We start from the raw sequence: 19,636 nt of genomic DNA on the forward strand, positions 1-19,636 counted from the left end.
TCAACGTGGAAAAGCAGTTTGATGTGATATGCATGGGCCGCGTGGCGGTAGACCTCTACAGCCAGCAGATTGGCGCCCGTCTGGAGGATGCGTCGAGCTTCGCCAAATATCTCGGCGGATCGTCCGGCAACGTGGCGTACGGTACCGCGCGTCAGGGCCTGCGCTCGTCGATGCTGGCGCGCGTGGGCGATGAACATATGGGTCGGTTCCTGCGGGAAGAGTTAAGCCAGGTGGGCTGCGACACCAGCCATCTGATTACCGATAAAGAACGCCTCACGGCGCTGGTGCTGCTCGGCATTAAAGACCGGGACACCTTTCCTCTGATTTTTTACCGCGATAACTGCGCGGATATGGCGATTACCGCCAGCGATGTGGACGAAAGCTACATCGCTTCCGCACGGTGTCTTGCCATCACCGGGACTCACCTTTCTCACCCTCAGACCCGCGAGGCGGTGCTGACGGCGCTGGGCTATGCCCGCCGTCACGGCGTGCGCACGGTGCTGGACATCGATTACCGCCCGGTGCTGTGGGGACTGACCGCCCTGGGCGACGGCGAAACGCGCTTTATCGCTGCCGATAAGGTCACCCGCGAACTGCAGGAGGTGCTGCACCTCTTCGACGTCATTGTCGGCACCGAAGAGGAGTTCCATATTGCGGGCGGTAGCACGGATACCTTACAGGCGCTGGAACGGGTGCGCGACGTGAGTCAGGCCACGCTGGTCTGCAAGCGCGGCGCGCTCGGCTGCTCGGTCTATACCGGTGCCATTCCGCCACGGCTGGACGACGGCCTGACGGTGACCGGCGTGCGCGTGGAGGTGCTGAACGTCCTCGGCGCGGGGGACGCGTTTATGTCCGGCCTGCTGCGCGGCTACCTGAACGACGAGGGCTGGGAGCAGGCGTGCCGCTACGCCAACGCCTGCGGCGCGCTGGTGGTCTCGCGCCACGGCTGCGCCCCGGCGATGCCGAGCAAAATCGAGCTGGACGATTATCTCTCTCGCGCCGCGCTCGTTCCGCGTCCGGATCTTGATCCGCGCCTGAACCATCTGCACCGGGTCACCACTCGCCGCCGCGAGTGGCCGGAGCTGTGCGTGATGGCCTTCGATCACCGCAGCCAGCTTGAGGATATGGCTATACAGTGCGGCGCGTCGCTCGGGCGCATTCCGGCCCTGAAGCAGCTGATCCTGCAGGCCAGCCGCGAGGCGGCGAGCCGCGCCGGGCTGGAGGGCAAAGCCGGTCTGCTGTGCGACGGCACCTTTGGTCAGGACGCGCTCAACGCCATAACCGGTGAAGGGTGGTGGATCGGGCGGCCCATTGAGCTGCCGGGCTCGCGGCCGCTGGAAATGGAGCACGGCAATATCGGCACCCAGCTCATCAGCTGGCCGCAGGAGCACGTGGTGAAGTGCCTGGTCTTTTTCCATCCGGAAGATGCCCACGGCCTGCGCCTGGAGCAGGAGCAGAAAATTGCCGAAGTCTACCGCGCCTGCTGCCGGTCCGGGCATGAGCTGCTGCTGGAGGTGATCCTGCCCGCGACCATGCCGCGCAGCGATGAACTTTACCTGCGCGCCATCTCCCGCTTCTACAACCTGGGCATTTACCCGGACTGGTGGAAGCTGCCGCCGCTCTCAGCCGACGGCTGGGCGTCGCTCGGCGAAATTATCGAACGCAGGGATCCGCACTGCCGCGGAGTGGTGATCCTCGGGCTGGACGCGCCGGCCGAACAGCTACGCGCCGGGTTTAACGCCGCGGCGGGGCACGATCTGGTGAAGGGGTTTGCCGTGGGGCGCACGCTGTTCGGCGACGCTTCCCGCGCATGGCTGAAGCACGATATCGACGATGCGCAGCTGGTGGCGCGCATTCGGGACAATTACCTGCAGCTTATCGCCTGGTGGCGCGAGCGCGGGCACGCATAATGGAGACGACAATGAGTGTACAACTGGGCATCAACCCGCTGACGTGGACGAACGACGATCTGCCTTCGCTCGGCGCGGAGACGCCGCTGGAGACCTGCCTGAGCGAAGGCAAAGAGGCCGGTTTTGCCGGCTTCGAGCTGGGCAACAAATTCCCGCGCGAAGCGCGCCTGCTTGGCCCCATTCTGCAGCGCCACGACCTGCAGCTGGTCTCCGGCTGGTACTCCGGCCGCCTGCTGGAGCGCAGCGTGGAGGAGGAGATCGCCGCCGTGCAGCCGCACCTGACGCTGCTGCGCGAGCTGGGGGCGAAGGTGCTGGTCTTTGCGGAAGTGAGCGGCTGCATTCACGGCGAGCAGCAGACGCCGGTGCACCTGCGCCCGCGCTTCCCGCAGGATCGCTGGAAGGAGTACGGCGAGAAGCTCACCGAGTTTGCGCGTTATACGCAGCGGCAGGGGGTGCAGATTGCCTACCATCACCATATGGGCACGGTGATTGAGTCCGCCGACGACGTGGACAACCTGATGACCCATACCGGCGAAGAGGTCGGGCTGCTGCTGGACACCGGGCATCTGACCTTTGCCGGGGCCGATCCGCTGGCGGTGGCGCAGCGCTGGGCGTCGCGCATCAACCACGTCCACTGCAAAGACGTGCGCGCCGACGTGCTGGCGGACGTCAAAAACCGCAAAACCAGCTTCCTCGACGCGGTGCTGAGCGGCGTGTTTACCGTGCCGGGGGACGGCTGCGTGGATTACCCGCCAATCATGCAACTGCTGAAAGCGCAGGACTATCACGGCTGGCTGGTGGTGGAAGCTGAGCAGGATCCGGCGATTGCTCACCCGCTGACCTACGCCCGTCTGGGCTATAACAACCTGAGCCGCCTGGCGCGCGACGCCGGGCTTATCTGAGGAGGTGACATGTCACGTCTGCTATCACGCTGGCAACAGCCGAACGCTGAGGGGCGCACCCAGTCCGTCACGCCGGAACGCGCCGGGTGGGGATATGTTGGCTTTGAGGCCTATGAGTTGCAGGAGGGGCAGCAGTTGACGCTGCCCGCGGTCAGCGAAGAGCGCTGTCTGGTGCTGGTCGCCGGGCGCGCCTCCGTCAGCACGCCTTCCGCGCGGTTTAACGATATTGGCGAGCGGATGAGCCCGTTCGAGCGCATCAAGCCGTGGGCGGTTTACGTCACCCCGCAGGAGGCGGTGCAGGTGAAGGCGCTGACGAAGCTCGAACTGGCGGTCTGCGCCGCTCCCGGCAAAGGCACGTATCCGACGCGGCTGATTGCCCCGCAGGATATCGACGGCGAAGCGCGCGGCAAGGGGCATAATCAGCGCTACGTGCACAACATTCTGCCGCAAGACAAGCCCGCCGACAGCCTGCTGGTGGTGGAGGTGTGGACCAGTGAGGGCTGCACCAGCTCGTACCCGAGCCACAAGCACGATACGGATAACCCGCCGCAGGAGACCTACCTGGAGGAGACCTACTACCATCGCCTCAATCCGGAGCAGGGGTTCTGCATGCAGCGGGTTTACACCGACGACAGAACGCTGGATGAGTGTATGGCGGTTTACAACCGCGATGTGGTGATGGTGCCGAAGGGCTACCATCCGGTGGCGACGATGGCCGGGTATGACAGCTATTACCTCAACGTGATGGCCGGGCCGGTGCGCAAATGGATGTTCACCTGGGAAGACGATCACGCGTGGATTAATCGCGATTATCCCGCCAGGTGAACAGGAGAATTACGTCACGATGGTTGTCACCTGTCCCGGAAACACAATCTGAATCACGCCGCCCCAGTTGCACATCAGCTTCGACTGCGCGGTCAGGGCGGGCATGCCGCCCACCAGTATTGTCGGAGAACCGGGCATCCAGGGAGCTATGGTCACGGGAATGCAGGGCATCGGCGTCAGCACCCCGAGCGCCGCGGCGGTCGCGGCAGCCACGGCCGGGTTAGCCATACTGCTGCACATCCCGAACGGCAAAATGTTCACGAACGATTTGTTGTCCATGATATTCGCCATCGGCACGCTGTTTACCAGAGTACGGCTGATGGGCACTACGCACAGCGGGGAAGGCGCGAGGCCAAACGAGCATTGCAGCGTCGCGCCATTACATACTCCTGGACAACTCATGGTAAGACTCCCAGTTGCCGCCACAGTCGGCGGGCGGCCTCATCGCCGCTGATCAGTTCATTAAGCAACTCCGGCAGCGGCGTATTTCCCCACACACAGGCGCGCTGCAACAGGTAGGGCACCGGGCTGTGCGGCTCGGTGCTCTGCAAATAATCCGCGATCTGCCTGAGCATCTGATAGGCTTCTTCGCGGCTGCCGAAAGCCGCTCCATGGACAGGCATCGGTGCGGCTGGTTGCGCGGCTGGCAGTATCTGTTCAGGCAGTGCGCTGCCCAGTGCCTGTTGACAGGTTTTAATCTTTTGCTCCAGGTTAGTAAACGAGGGGGCAGAAGCCTCTGGCCAGTGCTGGCAGACGGCGTTCAGGCGTTGCAGCCATTCCAGGCTTGTCTCCAGCGCCTGCACAATCGGCGCTTGCTTCTCGGGGGAGAGAAATCTGGCAACGTTGCCCTGCTGCCACCCCGTCAACGACACGCTCTCATCCTCGGATAAAAACAGCGGCGCGTCAGCCACCAGCAGCGCGTAGCGCTGCGCCAGCCAGCTAAGCGGCGCGGCGCGATAGTCGTAATCACCCGCTTTAATTTGTGGATGCAACTCTGTCGGATAACGCTCCAGCGCCAGTACGGGCAGCGCCAGCGCATCGGGCAGGGCGAGCAGCCCGCGCAGGCGCAGCCACGCCTCGCCGAGCCAGCCCATGATCACCAGATCTTTACTGCCCGTGACGGTCAGTTCGCTGGCAATGCGGGCGACCGCTTCCCAGTCAGCGCGCCGGGGCGTGCTTTGCCAGACGCCGGTAGGCAGCGTCTCGTCATCCTGCTGGCGTGCGGCGACCAGTTGGTCAAACTCTGGCGAGTAGCGTATCGACTCGCCGCAGGGGCAGTCGGCGCGGACAGGGGCCAGCAGTGCTTCAATATGTTCCATTAATCCTCTCCTGATAATCCTTGTTCGGTGAGCCTTACCCAGGGCAACGGCGCTTTACCTTCCGCATCCAGTAGCGCCACCTGTAAATACACGGTGGTCGTTGCGCGCAGTTGACCGTCGCCCACGGGAAGGGTGAAGCGCAGCGGCAGCGGCTGGGCCAGTGCGCCGCCGACGCGCTGTTGTGCAATCATTCGCAACAGCGACCACGCGCCTTGCCAGCGCCAGCGCCCCGTATCGCCGACAACGGTTATGCCTGGCTGTGATGCGCCCGGCAATGGCCGCCATGCGGAGTTTTTCGCCCAGCGCAGGCTTACGCTCAGAGCGTCGCCGCTGCGCCAGTGCAGATCCACCTCTGCGCCGCCGGGGTAGCTGAGAGTCTGTTGATTTCCGCTCAGCCGCCAGTCGACTATTTGATCTGCGCCGGTCTCGTTATTGCGCGAGGTGCGCCAGAGGACGCGTACCGCAACGCCCTTCGGTGAGACGAGAGCCGCCAGCAGCGGTTTTGCCGCTGCCAGTTGTTGGATCAGCGGCGGCTGTCCGGTCAGAGATTCCGGCGGCAGCGTATCAAGCAGTACGGTAAGTTCGCGGACCCGATCAACATCTGCGTCCGGCGCGTGCGGCACGGCGGTAAACGGGAAATGCCCCGCCAGCCAGACGTTGTACAGGTTGAAGATCTTCTGCGTCGTGCTGACGCTGGCCTGCTGGCGCAACTGACGGCAGTTTTGCTGCGCGGCGCCGACCAGCGCTGTCAGCGACTGGCTGTAAAAATCATTGCCGCCGGAGGCGGTGAACTGCGCCAGTTCGCTCTGGCAGTTTTGCGCGGTCAGGGTCGGCAGCGCGGTTGCGAGGGTGGTCATTTGCGCCGGGGGAGTGGTCGGGTCCTGCTGTAGCAGACGCTGCATGGCGTTCAGGGAATTAACCCAGCGGACGATTTGCTGATTCTCCGCCGCCGACAGCCATGGGCGTTGTCCGTCAAGCCAGGTGACGTCCTGTTGATAGCGGGTGAGCGTGGCGGAGATCTGTTCCGCCTGGGCCGTCGACCAGGCGGCGATCCGTTCGCCACTGGCCTGCGCCTGCTCCGGCGTGGCGTAGGCGATCGCGGGAGGCGCCATGTTTGGCAGCAGCGCGCCGCCCTGCTGGCTCACCCTCGCCATGACCTGCGCTGCGATTTGCTGGCGCAGCCGGGCGGCGAGCTGTGGTCGGGCGAGTTGACTAAAGGCGTCGATTACCCGGTCCGCATCGGCAATGCTGACAGCGCTTCCTTGCGCCGAATCTGGCGCGTCCGCATACAGCGCCAGGTTCATGGCGTTCTCCACCGCGTTCTGCGCCAGCGCGACCAGCTTTGGCCGCCACAGACTGTCAGGCAATTGCTGGACATAGCGCTGGTATCCCTGTAACTAGATATCTATTTGATTGAATTTTCTAGATAACTGCTGTTTCTGACTTTACCTTTGGTTCTATAAAGGAACCATAAATCGTAACGGCATAAACCCCTGAAAATAGTCCGTTAGCGAACTGTATCAAAAAATATCAAACCTTTTGGTTCAACTTCCTGATGGCATCTGAACTCATTTCATTGGTCTTCCTTTAACATGTCGATTACGTTTGCTACATACATTAAGTCTAATGCCTGTTGGAGATCGTTATGAAAAACTGGTCAGTTGAACATACGAGAGAGGTGAAGAAGTGGCTGGATATAGATACATATCGCGGATTCGAAGAGCTTCCGCTTATACACCTCTACCATGAATTGCTGGCAAGGACATTGAATCGCCACGGGTTTAACAGACACCTCAGAGTCATTTAAGATGGCTTAAAGAGAGGTGCCCATGAGCGGTAAGCGTTATCCCGAAGAGTTTAAAATTGAAGCAGTCAAACAGGTTGTTGATCGCGGTTATTCTGTTGCCAGCGTTGCAACACGTCTCGATATCACCACCCACAGCCTTTACGCCTGGATAAAGAAGTACGGTCCAGATTCTTCCACTAATAAAGAAGAGTCAGATGCTCAGGCCGAGATCCGCCGTCTCCAGAAAGAGCTGAAGCGGGTTACCGACGAACGGGACATATTAAAAAAAGCCGCGGCGTACTTCGCAAAGCTGTCCGACTGAGGTACGCCTTTATCCGTGACAACACCTGTTGCTGGCCTGTTCGCCTGCTCTGTCGGGTGCTGGATGTTCATCCCAGTGGTTTTTACGCCTGGCTTCAGCAGCCGCATTCACAACGCCATCAGGCAGACCTGAGGCTGACAGGGCAGATTAAACAGTTCTGGCTGGAATCGGGATGCGTCTATGGTTATCGCAAAATCCATTTGGATCTGCGGGACAGCGGGCAACAGTGCGGAGTGAACAGAGTCTGGCGACTGATGAAACGTGTCGGGATAAAGGCTCAGGTCGGATACCGGAGCCCGCGGGCACGTAAAGGCGAGGCCAGTATCGTGTCGCCCAACAGGCTCCAGCGACAGTTCAATCCGGATGCTCCGGATGAGAGTTGGGTAACGGACATAACCTACATCAGGACCCACGAAGGCTGGCTGTATCTTGCCGTGGTTGTTGATCTGTTCTCACGCAAAATTATCGGCTGGTCCATACAATCCCGGATGACAAAGGACATTGTCCTGAACGCACTGCTGATGGCTGTATGGCGGCGTAATCCCCAAAAACAGGTGCTGGTTCATTCGGATCAGGGCAGTCAGTACACAAGCCATGAGTGGCAGTCGTTCCTGAAATCACACGGCCTGGAGGGCAGCATGAGCCGTCGCGGTAACTGCCATGATAATGCGGTTGCAGAAAGCTTTTTCCAGTTGTTGAAACGTGAACGGATAAAGAAAAAAATCTACGGAACGCGGGAAGAAGCCCGCAGCGATATTTTTGATTACATCGAAATGTTTTATAACAGTAAGCGTCGGCATGGTTCTAGCGAACAGATGTCACCGACAGAATATGAAAACCAGTATTATCAACGGCTCGGAAGTGTCTAGATTATCCGTGGCGATTCATATGTCAATAACATTGGTATTATGTTTGGTAATGTTAAATATGTCTCATGATTGCTAACTGACCATGGTAAAATGTAATCTATATCTTTATATCTATTTGAGTGGTTGAACCAAGCAGTTTTACCATTGCCTAGTAAATGTATAAATTCTGAATTACTATCCTTTGAATATTGGAATGCGTAATTGTTAGAGTGAATATAGCCTAGGTAATCTTTTGAACTAATGTTTGTTTCACTGCTAATGTTTTTTATATCGCTATTCTTGAAATGTTTGAAGTAATCAAAATCCCAAGAGTATTCAAATTTTAGAGCGGGACCTAACCCAATATTAATGAGTGATGGCTTCATGGTAAATTCAACATGATCATTGGTTAAGTCAATTGCTTTTGTTATTTTTCTTCTTGTAAGGTTTGCTTTGGCTCCTTTTAATGTGATTTGAACTTTATTTGATATTCTCCTTTGGATAATACTTTGTCGTACCGCTAAATAAGCCGCAAAGGCGGATAGTGTACTAGCAACAAGGCCACCTACTCCTACCCAAGCTGGATCAGCCATTTTGATATCCCTACTTTAACCATAAAAGAAGGGATTATTTGTCAAGATCAGCCTTTTTTCAATTGAATATTTGTTGTGTTATTGTCGTATTCCTTTAGATAACGTCCGTAGTGACGGAACAACATTTCCGGGCCTTTGTGTCCCATCTGTGTCGCAAGCCAAAACAAGTTTGCACCGCGGCTAATATGACAAGTGGCGAATGTGTGCCTAGTCTGATATGGGTTTCTGTATCGAATACCAGCCTTTCTCAATGTCGGGACCCATGCTTTTTTTCTAATTGCATCAGCACTTGCCCACGGCTTATTGGTCTTTGGGTCTTCAAAGATAGTAGCGTCCTTCATGTACGTGAACGATTTCTGATTTTTCAGAGCCGACATTGCTTCATCTGTCAGTTCAACTTTACGGGTACCTGCTTTTGTCTTAGTCCCTTTGATCACACCAACAACACTGGCGCTCTGGACGTGGGCTGTCTTCCCTACAAAGTCAATATCAGCCCAACGAAGAGCACACAGTTCAGAACTACGCAGCCCGGTTTGGATAGCGAACCGGAAAAGGTTCTCCCACTGCTGATTGCCAGCCGCTGAGAGTAAAGCGTCTACTTCTGCTGGTGACAACGGATCTACCACATAACTACGTGCTGCCTCTGACTTATCACTTTGGTACCGTGAAGCTGTTACCAGAGATACAGGGTTAATTTGAAGCACACCATCTGTCACTGCTTCATCCAACGCAGAACGCAGGAATGACAACTGGTTTCGGATGGTCTTCAATGTCGTTTTCTGGTTCTGGATCCATGTCTTCAATGCAGCCGGCGTCAACTCACTTGCAGGAAAAATATGTAGTGATGACAATGCGCTTCGGCATTTCTTGTACCCGCCTATTGTCGAAGGGGAAAGCTTCCTCGTTTCGCAGATCACCAGATACTCATCCAGATACATCTTCACCGTTTTTCCTGCGGCAGCGTTTCCGAAAATTTTTAATCGGGTAGAACGGGGAAAGTATTCCGCGTAAACAAACGTTCCCCTTTCGATCTTGTTATGGATCTCGCCGAGTGTGCGCTCGGCGTATTTGATATTTTTAGGGGTTACGTCCAGATTAGAAAGAGGCTCACGGCATTTCACCCCTTTATATGTAAAAGTAATATTGATGGTTTGACCGTTGCGATGTTTCCTGATGGTTACACCGCGCGGGAGTTTAGGCGATTCTGTCTGGCCCATTTTGCAACCTCACTAAGATCTATCCATCTCTCCTTAACGCCTTCGACTTTCAGCACTTGAACCCCTTCACGCCACACACCACGCTGTACGCGCTTGTTGATCGCATCAGGAGTTTCACCAGTCTCTTTGCAATAAGTTGAAATAGGTACACAATCGAGGCTCAGCATAAATTTCTCCATTGCCCGGCTGCACCCGGGCAGTAATATTAAATATCAGCGTTGCTGGTCGGAATCAACTTCTGCCAGATTGCGTCCACGTATTTTGCTTGGTGGCGCGCATGTATTGACACCCCACCACCTGCGCGAACCGAAGCTTCACATAATGTGCGTTTGTCGATGTTGCTCATTGGGCTGCTCCCGAGCGAACGGTCCGTAAAAGTTGGTTGAACATCAGCGTTAGGGTGTTACTGCAACCAAAAGGCAGGTCGTTAACGCGGTATGTTGGTACACCTTCACGGACGCCAGACTTCACTATTCGCCCGGTGGTATAGAGTTGAGACAGTGCGCCGGCAACAGCCGGTGTCCTTCTATTCATGCCTCTAGCAATTTCACCGCTGGTGGTATTGGGATGGGCCTGAATGTATTCGAGTATGGTCATTGAGCCTTACCTTTCAGTTGTTCTAACTGAGCTAACGACTCAGTTAATGCGGCATATGTGGCTTCGAGTCTTGTTGCGACTTCTTTCATGATTCGCGCATGCTTTGCTGGTAATTCCGGTACGGTGGCATGAGCTTCCGCAACGAGTTCCTTTATTTTCAGGCGGCACATTGGCGAAGCTCCATCAACTCATTGAACCGGTTAATGAACATCCCGAAAGCCTGGCCGGGTCGTAGAGGGTGGATTTCAAACAAATCTGTCGGCGGTATGCCTTCCAGCATCACCCATGGAATACTGTCGTCGATGTCCAGATCACGGCGTTCGGTTGCCAGCATGGTCAGGTCGGCGTATTTCACAACAGACGACTCTTCAAGAGGCAGATCGAACTTCAGGCGAATGAGCTGTTCAGTACGCTTCTCGATCTGCCGGTATTCGGGCAGCAGAGCTTTTAGCGGGGCGGGGATGTCCTGGCAATATGCTTCTGCGGCGTCATGCATCAGCGCTTCAAAGGCAAACTCTGGCGACACGATCTGGCTGCACAAAACGGAATGCTGGGCCACGCTGTAGAACTCCGGCAGGTGTCCTGCGAAACGGCAGATATTTGAAAGCGCCCCGGCAATATCTTCGACATCAATATCGTCAATGGTGGAGTTAATGTAATCGAACTGCTTACCGGAAAGTGTCTGGATAAAACTCAAGTTATTTCTCCTTAATTGGTGCGCTGCACCGCACAATTTTTGGTTGCACGAATCCCTCGCCGAAAGGCGATAAATAAAGGAATTACGCTTCAATAAATCCCCGCGGCGCCGGGGATTTAATGCAGAGCAATTACGCTTTGAAGTTGCCGATAAATGTTTCTACTGATTCACCGTCGAATTTACTGATTAGCAGATCGCGGAATTCGGTGGCGATGGCTTCTTCCTGGGCCTCCAACTGGACGATACGCAGAACAAAGCAAGGTTCATCGCTGGCCAGCAGGCTGTTACGCAAACTAAAGCGGCGCTCGCCAAGCCCTTCGTACGGTACGCACTTAAACTCAAAGGCCACTGGCATCACGTCTTTGCTGCTGGCTTCAACGCTTTGCATGAGTGAACGTTTACCCGCGAAGTCACCAGTTTCATGATCCTGCTGGGTTGCCTGCTGAATGGTGATACGACGAACGGCCTGCGCAGCCTGGGAAATCTGCATCGCATTGCCATCAGCATCGAACGCCAGCAGATAATCACTCCAGTCTTCCAGCCATTCGGCGATTTGCTTTTGCTTCAGGCGTTGACCATCGATCTGCAATAGCGCGCGGAACGGGGCTGTTTTCTTCAGGGTGATTGCTGCAACGTTATCGGCATGTCCTGGATTGTCCAGGGACCCAATATTGAAAACCGATCGGGCGGTCATGTTGTCAGCATCAATAAAGCAACGGGCGGGTTCTGCGTCGCTGGCGTAGCCCTTCGAGTAACGAGCGAAGTCGTCAATGCTGGTCGTGGTCATTGCGCCGCGGAAGCGGAAACGCTCCAGAGAAAAACGCTCGAGGCTTTCAACGCTGGTTCCTTCGGGCAGCAAAGCGGTAGGGCATGCCAGACCGTGAATATCATTCAGGTGATAGCCAGAAAGGACCAGGTCTTTTACCTGCTTAAATGTACCGCTGTCTAACTGAGACATAAAAATTCCTTATTAACATATGATCGAAGTGGTATCAGTGAATTTGTTGCTGCGGATCACTGAGCCGCTTTAAGCTTTCCGTCCACCGTGCCGGTGATCCCGAATAGCTGCCCCTGATCTTCCTGCAGGATGGTAAGTTTCCCGCCTTTATTAACCCACATTGGGGTTTCGGTGGTGTCCTCTTCGGAGGCTTTACCGCGCGGCGTCGGGGTTATGTAGTTCAGCTTGTGCTTAATCTTGACGCGCTTCTCTTCAACGGAATTACCCATACGCTCAAAATCAAAAGTCAGGACAACCTTGCCTTTATTGCCGTTGTTCAGAACCCCCAGCGCGGTGGTATTAAGCGCGGCGGCGATTTTGTTCATGAACACGCCGGCATCCAGCTCGCCCAGAAAGTCGGGCACGACGGTCATGCGATCATTGCTCATAGCATTTCCTCTCGGTTAAGCGGCTGCCGCCGCTGTAAGTTTCTCCATACACAACAGAGAAGGGCACCTGCATTGGTCGGCAACTGCAATTGCCATCCTCTCGTCCGGGTGGATTGGGTTATGAGCCCGTCGCCCGTTGATGCCCTTGTCTATTGTGTAAAAAGGGCGGTACCGAGGTAGAACATTATCTTCGTCCCTCTTGAATAAGGTTGAAGACCCTGATACCGCCAAGACTACACACAGCAATCTATTGCCTGTCTTTCACCACATCAGGCTCGGTGGATCCCGCTATTCCCCAACAACAAGGATTCGGTTAATCTGGATATCCCCAACAAGAAGAAGAGTATTCAATGTGATCGCTGAACTATCAGCGGCAATGGCCGCTATAAAGGAGACTGCAGGTCTCGCTAAAATTATCAATGACGCGAAAACGGATGCTGAAGTTAAAGCGGCAACAATTGAACTCCAGAGCAAACTGATTACACTGCAGGCAGAGTGTTTTTCTCTCGGAGACGCTATTAGAGCAAAGGAAGATGAAGCTGCTCTTTTACGTTCGAGGCTTGCTGTTTTAGAGGATTTTGAGAAAGCTACGCAGGAATATTCGATATTGAAAACCCCCGGAGGAACGCTTGTATACTCAGCATTAATAGGGGGAAGTAATGATCAATTTACTATTAATGCTTGTCCCCGTTGTTTCCAGCAAAGCCAGTTGTCAATACTTCAGCCAAGTCCAACCACTCATTCTATGGGCGGGTATTTCATTCATTACTGTCCATTGTGTAAAAGTGAATTCAAAATGGATAAAGTTCCGCCCATGCCGCCAGTTCAGGTGCCACGTCGACTTAGACGACCTTTCTAGAAATTTGTTGGTAATATCCAGATTGTTAAAGAGCGAAGCGTCCTATGGGCGCTTTTTTATTGTTTGCGAATCATCCGGTCATTCATGCGCCACCGGCGGCTACTTCATGGGCGTCCTGCCTGTTCGCTATCGATAAATATAATGTAGGATAACTTACATTGACAGGTCAAGAGAAAAAGTTGGATAACTTACATTGAGGGGCGAAAAAAAACCGGGAGGCCCCGGTTTTGTTATAAATCCATTATTACTTGTCTTACTAATCCTACCAATCGGCAGTTACCGTTAACCTCGAGCATCCTGTAATTGGGATTCAGAGGTACAAGGTATTTCAATGGACCATCGATGACGAACTTTTTAATGGTGGCCTCATCACTACCCAAAAGCTGTGCGATTACAATTTTGCCATTAGCTTGGCTGGCATCGCCAAAATCAGGCTCAACAACGACGATCGAACCCTCAGGAATACTCGGGGCACCCGTAGGGTTGGTCATTGAGTCTCCACGTACAATGAGAGCAAATGCGTTCTCGGAGACTGCGGCTGAGGTATATACCCATTCCTTAATATCACGCTCTGTAATAGCACCGCTACAAGCCGTCCATTCCCCAGCTTGAACCCATGTGAGGATAGGAACTGACCTTATTCCGAATCTGTGCTCAGGCTTCACGGCGCGCGGTTGTTGGTTTCCGTCATCCTTTCCGTCCAGTAACCATTGCGGTGACTTATCTAATGCAGCTGCAAGCGCCTGGAGGTTCTCGCCACCAGGTTTGTAGTCACCGGATTCCCAGCCAGTGATAGTGACGCGGTTTACCCCCACGAGCTTTGCCAGGACGGATTGCGTCATCTTTAGTTCTTTGCGTCTGCTTCGGATTCGATCATTCATTTTCATGTAGGCAATCCTACCATTTTATGATGTAGGAATGCTTGACCAATTAATGTAAGTTATCCTACTATTTACGCACTGCATTACCTAACTCCAGAGGAAAAAAATGAAGAAAAATGAAGTTATTTCTTACTTCGGTGGCGTAGGGAAAACCGCTAAGGCGTTAAATATCTCGCACGCTTCCGTATCCGGATGGGATGAGATTATCCCAAAAGGACGGGCCTTTGAGATTCAGGCGCTGACGAAAGGTGATTTGAAAGTGGACCAATCGCTTTATGAAAAGCGTAGCCATTCGACAACATAAATTGAACCACAGAAACGAAGGGGGAGCCGTGGGTAACGAACCTGAATGGAAAGTTGATAAGCAGCCAGCTTGGCTGGTCGCCGCTATCAAAAAGACAATCACTGACCTGCCGGGCGGGTATGCCGAAGCCGCTGAATGGTTGGGGGTGACAGAAAACGCGCTATTTAATCGTCTGCGTACCGATGGAGATCAAATTTTCCCGCTTGGTTGGGTAATGGTTCTGCAAAGTGCTGGTGGAAAAAATCACATCGCCCACGCCGTCAGCAGAGCGTCAGGCGGTACGTTCGTTCCAATGCCAGAGATTGAAGATCTGGACTACGGGGATATAAACCAGCGCCTGCTTGAGGCAATTGAACAGATTAGTGCTTATTCGCAGCAGGTCAGAGAAGCGATCGAGGATGGGGTGATTGAACCTCATGAGCGATCGGCGATTGATGGCGAACTGTACAGCGCAATATCAAAGCTTCAGGAACATACATCGCTCGTTTATCGCGTGTTTTGCGCGCCAGAAAAGAGTGACGCCCGCGAGTGTGCAGCTCCGGGCGCCGTGGCAGATAAATCATTGTGTATGGAGAAATCCGCGTGAGCAATTTAACCGCAAATATTCGTTTGCCGCAACTCAGGTTGATCCCGGTACCGGGCGCTCCTTCGTTTCGGTATGAACGCATGGTATCGGGTCGCTGGTTTTCATGTAACCACAGTCGTACGGCTCGAATTGTGGGGGTATTCAACCGGAGGGCCGCGGCATGGTTCAACAAATAAACGGCGTTAATGTTTCAGCAGCTCCGTTCTTTGCTGGGGTACGCGTAACGATGAGTAGTCGCGATATTGCGGCGCTTACTCAGAAGCAGCACAAACACGTCGTACGCGATATTGAAACCATGCTGCAGCAACTCGGCGAGAAGCCGGAGGGGTATGCCCATTTCTGGACCCACCCCCAGAACAACCAGCAGTATCGGGAATATCGCCTCGATCGCGAGCATACCGAGTGTCTGGTTGCCGGTTACAGCGCGCCTCTGCGGATGGCAATCATCCGCCGTCTGCGTGAACTGGAAGAGCGCGCTGGCGCCATCCCGCAAACTTTGCCGGAAGCATTGCGCCTGGCTGCCGATATGGCCGAGCAGAATGCACGGTTAAACCATAAGGTTCAGCAGGACGCCCCAAAAGTGGCTTTTGTTGAGCAATATGTTGAAGCTGGCGGCGCCAAAAGCCTGCGTGAGACGGCGAAGATCCTGAATATGCCTGAAAAAGCGATGATCGACGTGCTGCTGCGCGACAAAGTTTTGTTCCGCCAGTCTGGCAATTTGCTGCCGCATGCCCTGCGCCAGCGTGAGGGCCTGTTTACCGTCAAAACCGGTACATCTGATTTCGGTCATGCCTATACGCAAACCCGCGTAACACCTCGAGGCGTCCAGTGGATCGCCGAACGGTACGCCTCAGAATTAATGGGGGGTTAACGTGGCAGAGCATATTCAACCTTTGAACCGTTACTATCGCGATCATCACGGCATTGTCGTAAATGTGATCGGTTATGACGCAACTGGTCAACGTGTTATCTACCGCCGCCCCGGCTATGACTGGGAGTGCGTGGCACCGTTGGTCGTGTTTCGTTCCAGATTCGTGAGGGTAGATAAGTGAGCGTTAAATTATCTGCATACGTCTGGGATGGCTGTGCGGCGGCTGGCATGAAGATTTCCAGTGTCGCAATAATGGCACGCTTGGCAGACTTCAGTAACGACGAAGGCGTTTCCTGGCCTTCCATTGAGACTATCGCTCGTCAGATTGGGGCGGGGCCCAGCACTGTCAGAACGGCTATTGCAAAGCTGGAAGCTGAAGGTTGGTTGACCCGTACCGCTCGCCGCCAGGGCAACCGTAATGCATCCAATGTTTACCGACTAAATGTGGCAAAGCTTCAGGCGGCGGCATTCGCCCACCTGTCAGATTCTGACCCGTCAAAATCTGACGCATCAAAATCTGACCCGTCAAAATTTGAGGCGTCAAAATCCGGTAAAAATGGGGGTTTTCACCCGTCAGAATCTGGCGGGGATCCGTCAGTAAAATCAACTACCGATCCATCAGATAAAAAACCTTCTTGTCCGGTTGCGCCGCAACCCGACCCTGCAGTGATGATCACCGATCAGGCTAAACAGGTTTTGACTTTTCTGAACCAAAAAACAGGATCCCGTTATCAGGTGGGGAAAACGTCGCTGGAGAATATTCGCGCCCGGCTGGGGGAAGGGTTTACCACCGAGGAACTCACTCTGGTTGTGGAGTACATGACCGAGAAATGGGGGCAGGATTTTAAAATGTCCGAGTACCTTCGACCTACGACGCTGTTTCTACCAACGAAATTCCCTGGTTACCTGCAGGCCGCGAACAAATGGCACAAAGCCGGTCGCCCTGAGCGCAAAAATGGCGAGTGGGCTAACAACCTCAGTCCTGCTTCGCGGGCAATCTTCAAAGATGTTGATTATTCACTACCAGAAAACTCGGGATTTCGCTCATGAATAGATACTGCCAGGCGCTGGCTGAACTGCGTAGCAAGCCAGCCCATGAGTTAAGAGAAGTTGGCGATCAGTGGCGCACTCCGGATCTGCTGTTCTGGGGCATCAATGCGATGTTTGGCCCGCTGGTTCTCGACCTGTTTGCTGATGATGACAATGCGAAGTGCCCGGTATGGTACACCGCAGAAGATAACGCGCTGACACAGGACTGGTCTGAACGTTTGGCAGAACTGGGTGGTGCTGGTTATGGCAACCCACCGTATAGCCGTTCGCAGTACCACGAGAAGCAGGCGATCACAGGCATGACGCACATCATGAAATACGCAGCAGCCCAGCGCGAGAAGGGCGGTCGCTATGTATTCCTGATAAAAGCCGCGCCGAGTGAAACGTGGTGGCCGGAGGATGCCGATCACATTGTATTCATTCGCGGGCGCATTGGGTTCGATCTGCCAGTGTGGTTTGTCCCTGCCGACGATAAGCAGAAGCCCACTAGTGCTTTCTTCGCTGGTGCTATCGCCGTCTTCGATAAGTCATGGCGTGGCGAGCGGTTCAGCTATATCAGTCGTATGGAACTGGAAGCGAAAGGGCGGGCGTTTATGTCCCTGGCTCAATTTGCCGCGACAAAAGTGGCGCCGCCAGCTCCGGCGGAAGAGGTTACTTCTGCTGCTGTATATCTGCCAGAAGTGGAATCGCGAATCTGGCCTCTTGAGGTTGGCCTGGTGTTTAACCAGGTTGAAGGCGCTGACGCGCTGAGTGAGATCCAGCAGAACAAGCTAAAAGCAAATATCAATCAGCTCTGGCTTGAGCGCATGTCCACCAGCGAAATAATCACTGTTGCCAGTGAACAGATTGGCAGTATGAAACGGGAGGTTGCGTGAGAGCGCTGCTTACCCCTGAAGTTGTGCCACGTCTCGGCGTGGTGCTCCTCAAGCCTGGCAGCGAACTATTTTCCCTATTTACAGGTGGCCGTGTGCTGGTGGAACGTCAGCCTGAGCATATGGCAGGCATGCCTACTGGGCGAGTCCCGGACGCGCGCCAACCGCTAGCCGAAAACAAAAGCCTCCAGTCTTTTTTCTCTGATGCGCGAGTTATTCAGGCCGCTGGGGGAATCAATGCCCTGGAAGAGTGGTTGCTGAGGCGCTTCAAAAAGTGTCAGTACCCCCACGGTGATTATCACCATAACGAGGTGGTCACAATGCGCTACGCATCGTCGGCGATAGCTGTTTGTTGGCACTGTGACCACACACTGAAAGACCAAGCGACGGAAACTCTTGGGGCACTGGCGCTGAATAACGCCACGGAATGGGTGATCGATAGAGTATTACTGGGGCTCGGATACAACAAAGAGCGCGAGCTGTCCCTTGGGGAATTGTGCTGGTGGGCTATTTACTCCGGGATTGGGGATTCAATAACGGAGGGAATGGCGCATCAGGCGCTGCGTCTCCCTGTTGAACCATTTCTGTCGGTTTACAAAGAGGCCGATATCATCCCGGGCGACCCTGTCCCATCGGCGGTTCAACTTCAGCAGAGAGCAAGACGGTTTAAACGGACAGAAGCCCCGGAGCCGGTAGAGCAAAAGCCTGTTATGGCGCTACAAGCGGATCCGGATAGCCCTGAGTCGTTCATGTTACGGCCTAAGCGCCGCCGCTGGGAGAATGAAAAGTATACGCGCTGGGTAAAAAGCCAGCCCTGCGAGTGTTGTCGCCGTCCGGCAGATGATCCACATCATATTATCGGTAATGGGATGGGGGGCACTGCTACCAAAGCCCACGACCTGTTCGTGATCCCTCTGTGCAGAGAGTGCCACGACAAATTGCATGCTGATGTGGCGGCGTTTGAGCAGAAAAATGGCACCCAACTGGAGCTGCTGTTTCGATTCCTGGACCGGGCGCTGGCGATCGGCGTAATTGTTAAAGCGTAAGTGTATGGAGCGCTAATCTGAATGAATTTACAGGCCATTGAATATACCCGTATAGAAGTAAGGCGCGCCCTGGCTAATTTATCTGAAGGGACAAAGGGGCAGTTGCAGGCGTTTAGTGAACATCCACCAGCAGACAAAAATAAAACTCCCCGCTGCGGACAGCCCCTTATCGAACTGGAGGGCGGGGGAGGTTGCGGACGCTCGCTTGTAAGGGCACTAACTACGCCTTTTTATGTGCTGGAAACGAGAAGCCGGCGGCGACCTTTACCGCCAATGCAGGATCTGGAATTTAGTTACGCACCGTGGCGCCGGGTAATCAATTCACTTGATGACTACCAGCAGGCATGGATCCGTTACTGCTATGGTTTCGATCTGAACTTCAGGTATCAGACCCTGATGTGCCAGCACGTCTGGAATGGTTTTCAGAATTGCCGGATAGAGAAGAAGCTGCAGTCACGGGTAGTAAAAAAACTGGTCTCACTTGTCTGGCTGGCAGCGCAGGAGGTAGCAGCGGCCAGAAGCAATGATACCTATAAAGAGTACGCCGGCGCGGCGTTAGCACGCATGATCTCTGTTAATCGTTCAACCTGGTTACGGGTGTATGCCTCGCATTGGGCGAGATTTAAAGCAGCATTCGTTGAACTTGACGCTCAGGCGTTGCAAACGATCCTCATCAGGCGCGAAGCGATGGATGTGGCTAATGCGTTGGAAATGTGACCTAAGTTTCACTATCTACGTCTAACGCGCTTGCAAAATGCAACGAAA

The 19,636-nt window shown here is 54.4% G+C and carries 25 protein-coding genes and 1 pseudogene; 14 read left to right on the forward strand and 12 right to left on the reverse strand.

Annotated elements, in window-relative coordinates; genetic code table 11:
• The first annotated feature begins 5 nt into the window (after positions 1-5).
• The 3 genes from iolC to iolB are packed head-to-tail and all read left to right on the forward strand — an operon-like array spanning position 6 to position 3,637.
• Positions 6-1,910: a 5-dehydro-2-deoxygluconokinase gene (gene iolC / locus HVX72_RS05050; RefSeq protein ID WP_181822662.1), complete on the forward strand. Its 1,905-nt coding sequence runs from the start codon at positions 6-8 to the stop codon at positions 1,908-1,910.
• 11 nt (positions 1,911-1,921) lie between these two features.
• Positions 1,922-2,812, forward strand: a complete 891-nt coding sequence (gene iolE / locus HVX72_RS05055; RefSeq protein WP_181822663.1) for a myo-inosose-2 dehydratase — start codon at positions 1,922-1,924, stop codon at positions 2,810-2,812.
• A 9-nt stretch (positions 2,813-2,821) separates the two neighbouring features.
• A complete protein-coding gene (gene iolB / locus HVX72_RS05060) occupies positions 2,822-3,637 on the forward strand; it encodes a 5-deoxy-glucuronate isomerase (RefSeq protein ID WP_181822664.1) in 816 nt (271 codons plus the stop codon).
• A 9-nt stretch (positions 3,638-3,646) separates the two neighbouring features.
• Here the strand turns inward: iolB and HVX72_RS05065 are convergent, their stop codons facing one another.
• The 3 genes from HVX72_RS05065 to HVX72_RS05075 are packed head-to-tail and all read right to left on the reverse strand — an operon-like array spanning position 3,647 to position 6,323.
• Positions 3,647-4,039, reverse strand: a complete 393-nt coding sequence (locus HVX72_RS05065; protein WP_181822665.1) for a DUF4280 domain-containing protein — start codon at positions 4,037-4,039, stop codon at positions 3,647-3,649.
• Complete coding sequence (locus HVX72_RS05070) at positions 4,036-4,956, reverse strand: type VI secretion system ImpA family N-terminal domain-containing protein (RefSeq protein ID WP_181822666.1); 921 nt, start codon at positions 4,954-4,956, stop codon at positions 4,036-4,038. Before HVX72_RS05070 ends, HVX72_RS05065 begins: the two co-directional genes overlap by 4 nt.
• Positions 4,956-6,323, reverse strand: a complete 1,368-nt coding sequence (locus HVX72_RS05075) for a hypothetical protein (RefSeq protein ID WP_181822667.1) — start codon at positions 6,321-6,323, stop codon at positions 4,956-4,958. Before HVX72_RS05075 ends, HVX72_RS05070 begins: the two co-directional genes overlap by 1 nt.
• A 278-nt stretch (positions 6,324-6,601) precedes the next feature.
• Between HVX72_RS05075 and HVX72_RS22145 the strand changes: the two are divergent.
• Together HVX72_RS22145 and HVX72_RS05080 are read left to right on the forward strand one after the other, a co-directional pair.
• Positions 6,602-6,724 (forward strand): annotated as a pseudogene (locus HVX72_RS22145) (DUF6387 family protein); the annotation flags it as partial.
• A gap of 61 nt (positions 6,725-6,785) precedes the next feature.
• Positions 6,786-7,933, forward strand: a protein-coding gene (locus HVX72_RS05080) for an IS3 family transposase (protein ID WP_096755719.1) whose coding sequence is annotated in 2 segments (ribosomal slippage) — positions 6,786-7,023 and positions 7,023-7,933 — 1,149 coding nt in all. Because the reading frame shifts where the segments join, the coding sequence is not laid out codon by codon here.
• Here the strand turns inward: HVX72_RS05080 and HVX72_RS05085 are convergent.
• The 8 genes from HVX72_RS05085 to HVX72_RS05120 form a co-directional block, all read right to left on the reverse strand.
• The gene (locus tag HVX72_RS05085) at positions 7,930-8,505 is read right to left on the reverse strand and encodes a hypothetical protein (protein ID WP_181822668.1); all 576 of its coding nucleotides are present in this window, start codon (positions 8,503-8,505) and stop codon (positions 7,930-7,932) included. The genes HVX72_RS05080 and HVX72_RS05085 overlap by 4 nt on opposite strands.
• 47 nt (positions 8,506-8,552) lie before the next feature.
• Positions 8,553-9,722, reverse strand: a complete 1,170-nt coding sequence (locus HVX72_RS05090) for a site-specific integrase (protein WP_181822669.1) — start codon at positions 9,720-9,722, stop codon at positions 8,553-8,555.
• A complete protein-coding gene (locus tag HVX72_RS05095; protein WP_181822670.1) occupies positions 9,683-9,889 on the reverse strand; it encodes an excisionase in 207 nt (68 codons plus the stop codon). Before HVX72_RS05095 ends, HVX72_RS05090 begins: the two co-directional genes overlap by 40 nt.
• A gap of 38 nt (positions 9,890-9,927) precedes the next feature.
• Positions 9,928-10,068, reverse strand: coding sequence for a hypothetical protein (locus HVX72_RS05100; protein WP_181822671.1), 141 nt, complete (start codon positions 10,066-10,068; stop codon positions 9,928-9,930).
• Positions 10,069-10,315: 247 nt separating this feature from the next.
• Positions 10,316-10,489: a hypothetical protein gene (locus tag HVX72_RS05105; RefSeq protein ID WP_181822672.1), complete on the reverse strand. Its 174-nt coding sequence runs from the start codon at positions 10,487-10,489 to the stop codon at positions 10,316-10,318.
• Complete coding sequence (locus HVX72_RS05110; protein ID WP_181822673.1) at positions 10,477-11,016, reverse strand: HD family hydrolase; 540 nt, start codon at positions 11,014-11,016, stop codon at positions 10,477-10,479. Before HVX72_RS05110 ends, HVX72_RS05105 begins: the two co-directional genes overlap by 13 nt.
• 130 nt (positions 11,017-11,146) lie before the next feature.
• Positions 11,147-11,974 (reverse strand): DUF2303 family protein, encoded by an 828-nt coding sequence (locus tag HVX72_RS05115; protein ID WP_181822674.1) that lies wholly within the window; start codon positions 11,972-11,974, stop codon positions 11,147-11,149.
• 56 nt (positions 11,975-12,030) lie between these two features.
• On the reverse strand, positions 12,031-12,402 hold the full coding sequence (locus HVX72_RS05120) for a hypothetical protein (protein ID WP_156594908.1): 372 nt from the start codon (positions 12,400-12,402) through the stop codon (positions 12,031-12,033).
• Positions 12,403-12,754: 352 nt separating this feature from the next.
• Between HVX72_RS05120 and HVX72_RS05125 the strand changes: the two genes are divergently transcribed.
• The gene (locus tag HVX72_RS05125; RefSeq protein ID WP_249418870.1) at positions 12,755-13,261 is read left to right on the forward strand and encodes a hypothetical protein; all 507 of its coding nucleotides are present in this window, start codon (positions 12,755-12,757) and stop codon (positions 13,259-13,261) included.
• A gap of 230 nt (positions 13,262-13,491) precedes the next feature.
• Here the strand turns inward: HVX72_RS05125 and HVX72_RS05130 are convergent, their stop codons facing one another.
• Positions 13,492-14,148 (reverse strand): S24 family peptidase, encoded by a 657-nt coding sequence (locus HVX72_RS05130; RefSeq protein ID WP_181822675.1) that lies wholly within the window; start codon positions 14,146-14,148, stop codon positions 13,492-13,494.
• A 100-nt stretch (positions 14,149-14,248) separates the two neighbouring features.
• Here HVX72_RS05130 and HVX72_RS05135 point away from each other — a divergent pair, with 100 nt between their 5' ends.
• The 8 genes from HVX72_RS05135 to HVX72_RS05170 all read left to right on the forward strand — a co-directional run bounded on the left by HVX72_RS05135 (position 14,249) and on the right by HVX72_RS05170 (position 19,588).
• Entirely contained in the window at positions 14,249-14,446 is a 198-nt protein-coding gene (locus tag HVX72_RS05135; RefSeq protein WP_181822676.1) for a Cro/CI family transcriptional regulator, read from the forward strand.
• 28 nt (positions 14,447-14,474) lie between these two features.
• Positions 14,475-15,032: a YmfL family putative regulatory protein gene (locus HVX72_RS05140; protein ID WP_181822677.1), complete on the forward strand. Its 558-nt coding sequence runs from the start codon at positions 14,475-14,477 to the stop codon at positions 15,030-15,032.
• Between the two features lie 226 nt (positions 15,033-15,258).
• On the forward strand, positions 15,259-15,903 hold the full coding sequence (locus HVX72_RS05145; RefSeq protein WP_181822678.1) for a phage regulatory protein/antirepressor Ant: 645 nt from the start codon (positions 15,259-15,261) through the stop codon (positions 15,901-15,903).
• 64 nt (positions 15,904-15,967) lie between these two features.
• Positions 15,968-16,084 (forward strand): DUF4222 domain-containing protein, encoded by a 117-nt coding sequence (locus tag HVX72_RS05150; RefSeq protein ID WP_346010440.1) that lies wholly within the window; start codon positions 15,968-15,970, stop codon positions 16,082-16,084.
• Complete coding sequence (locus HVX72_RS05155; protein ID WP_181822680.1) at positions 16,081-16,953, forward strand: conserved phage C-terminal domain-containing protein; 873 nt, start codon at positions 16,081-16,083, stop codon at positions 16,951-16,953. Before HVX72_RS05150 ends, HVX72_RS05155 begins: the two co-directional genes overlap by 4 nt.
• Positions 16,950-17,828 (forward strand): phage N-6-adenine-methyltransferase, encoded by an 879-nt coding sequence (locus HVX72_RS05160; protein ID WP_181822681.1) that lies wholly within the window; start codon positions 16,950-16,952, stop codon positions 17,826-17,828. Before HVX72_RS05155 ends, HVX72_RS05160 begins: the two co-directional genes overlap by 4 nt.
• The gene (locus tag HVX72_RS05165; RefSeq protein WP_181822682.1) at positions 17,825-18,871 is read left to right on the forward strand and encodes a DUF968 domain-containing protein; all 1,047 of its coding nucleotides are present in this window, start codon (positions 17,825-17,827) and stop codon (positions 18,869-18,871) included. Before HVX72_RS05160 ends, HVX72_RS05165 begins: the two co-directional genes overlap by 4 nt.
• A 21-nt stretch (positions 18,872-18,892) precedes the next feature.
• Positions 18,893-19,588, forward strand: coding sequence for a bacteriophage antitermination protein Q (locus tag HVX72_RS05170; protein ID WP_181822683.1), 696 nt, complete (start codon positions 18,893-18,895; stop codon positions 19,586-19,588).
• The last annotated feature ends 48 nt before the right edge of the window (positions 19,589-19,636 follow it).

It is taken from the genome of Citrobacter sp. RHB21-C05, from assembly GCF_013889015.1.
GTDB lineage: Bacteria > Pseudomonadota > Gammaproteobacteria > Enterobacterales > Enterobacteriaceae > Citrobacter_A > Citrobacter_A sedlakii.

What these genes read in the sequence shown, in the direction of transcription:
- HVX72_RS05095 (WP_181822670.1), bottom strand. Translation starts at nt 9,889, where the DNA reads ATGCTGAGCCTCGATTGTGTACCTATTTCAACTTATTGCAAAGAGACT.
- HVX72_RS05120 (WP_156594908.1), bottom strand. Translation starts at nt 12,402, where the DNA reads ATGAGCAATGATCGCATGACCGTCGTGCCCGACTTTCTGGGCGAGCTG.
- HVX72_RS05105 (WP_181822672.1), bottom strand. Translation starts at nt 10,489, where the DNA reads ATGTGCCGCCTGAAAATAAAGGAACTCGTTGCGGAAGCTCATGCCACC.
- HVX72_RS05085 (WP_181822668.1), bottom strand. Translation starts at nt 8,505, where the DNA reads ATGGCTGATCCAGCTTGGGTAGGAGTAGGTGGCCTTGTTGCTAGTACA.
- HVX72_RS05130 (WP_181822675.1), bottom strand. Translation starts at nt 14,148, where the DNA reads ATGAAAATGAATGATCGAATCCGAAGCAGACGCAAAGAACTAAAGATG.
- HVX72_RS05160 (WP_181822681.1), top strand. Translation starts at nt 16,950, where the DNA reads ATGAATAGATACTGCCAGGCGCTGGCTGAACTGCGTAGCAAGCCAGCC.
- HVX72_RS05065 (WP_181822665.1), bottom strand. Translation starts at nt 4,039, where the DNA reads ATGAGTTGTCCAGGAGTATGTAATGGCGCGACGCTGCAATGCTCGTTT.
- HVX72_RS05100 (WP_181822671.1), bottom strand. Translation starts at nt 10,068, where the DNA reads ATGAGCAACATCGACAAACGCACATTATGTGAAGCTTCGGTTCGCGCA.
- HVX72_RS05135 (WP_181822676.1), top strand. Translation starts at nt 14,249, where the DNA reads ATGAAGAAAAATGAAGTTATTTCTTACTTCGGTGGCGTAGGGAAAACC.
- iolE (WP_181822663.1), top strand. Translation starts at nt 1,922, where the DNA reads ATGAGTGTACAACTGGGCATCAACCCGCTGACGTGGACGAACGACGAT.
- HVX72_RS05170 (WP_181822683.1), top strand. Translation starts at nt 18,893, where the DNA reads ATGAATTTACAGGCCATTGAATATACCCGTATAGAAGTAAGGCGCGCC.
- HVX72_RS05145 (WP_181822678.1), top strand. Translation starts at nt 15,259, where the DNA reads ATGAGTAGTCGCGATATTGCGGCGCTTACTCAGAAGCAGCACAAACAC.
- HVX72_RS05090 (WP_181822669.1), bottom strand. Translation starts at nt 9,722, where the DNA reads ATGGGCCAGACAGAATCGCCTAAACTCCCGCGCGGTGTAACCATCAGG.
- HVX72_RS05115 (WP_181822674.1), bottom strand. Translation starts at nt 11,974, where the DNA reads ATGTCTCAGTTAGACAGCGGTACATTTAAGCAGGTAAAAGACCTGGTC.
- iolB (WP_181822664.1), top strand. Translation starts at nt 2,822, where the DNA reads ATGTCACGTCTGCTATCACGCTGGCAACAGCCGAACGCTGAGGGGCGC.
- HVX72_RS05070 (WP_181822666.1), bottom strand. Translation starts at nt 4,956, where the DNA reads ATGGAACATATTGAAGCACTGCTGGCCCCTGTCCGCGCCGACTGCCCC.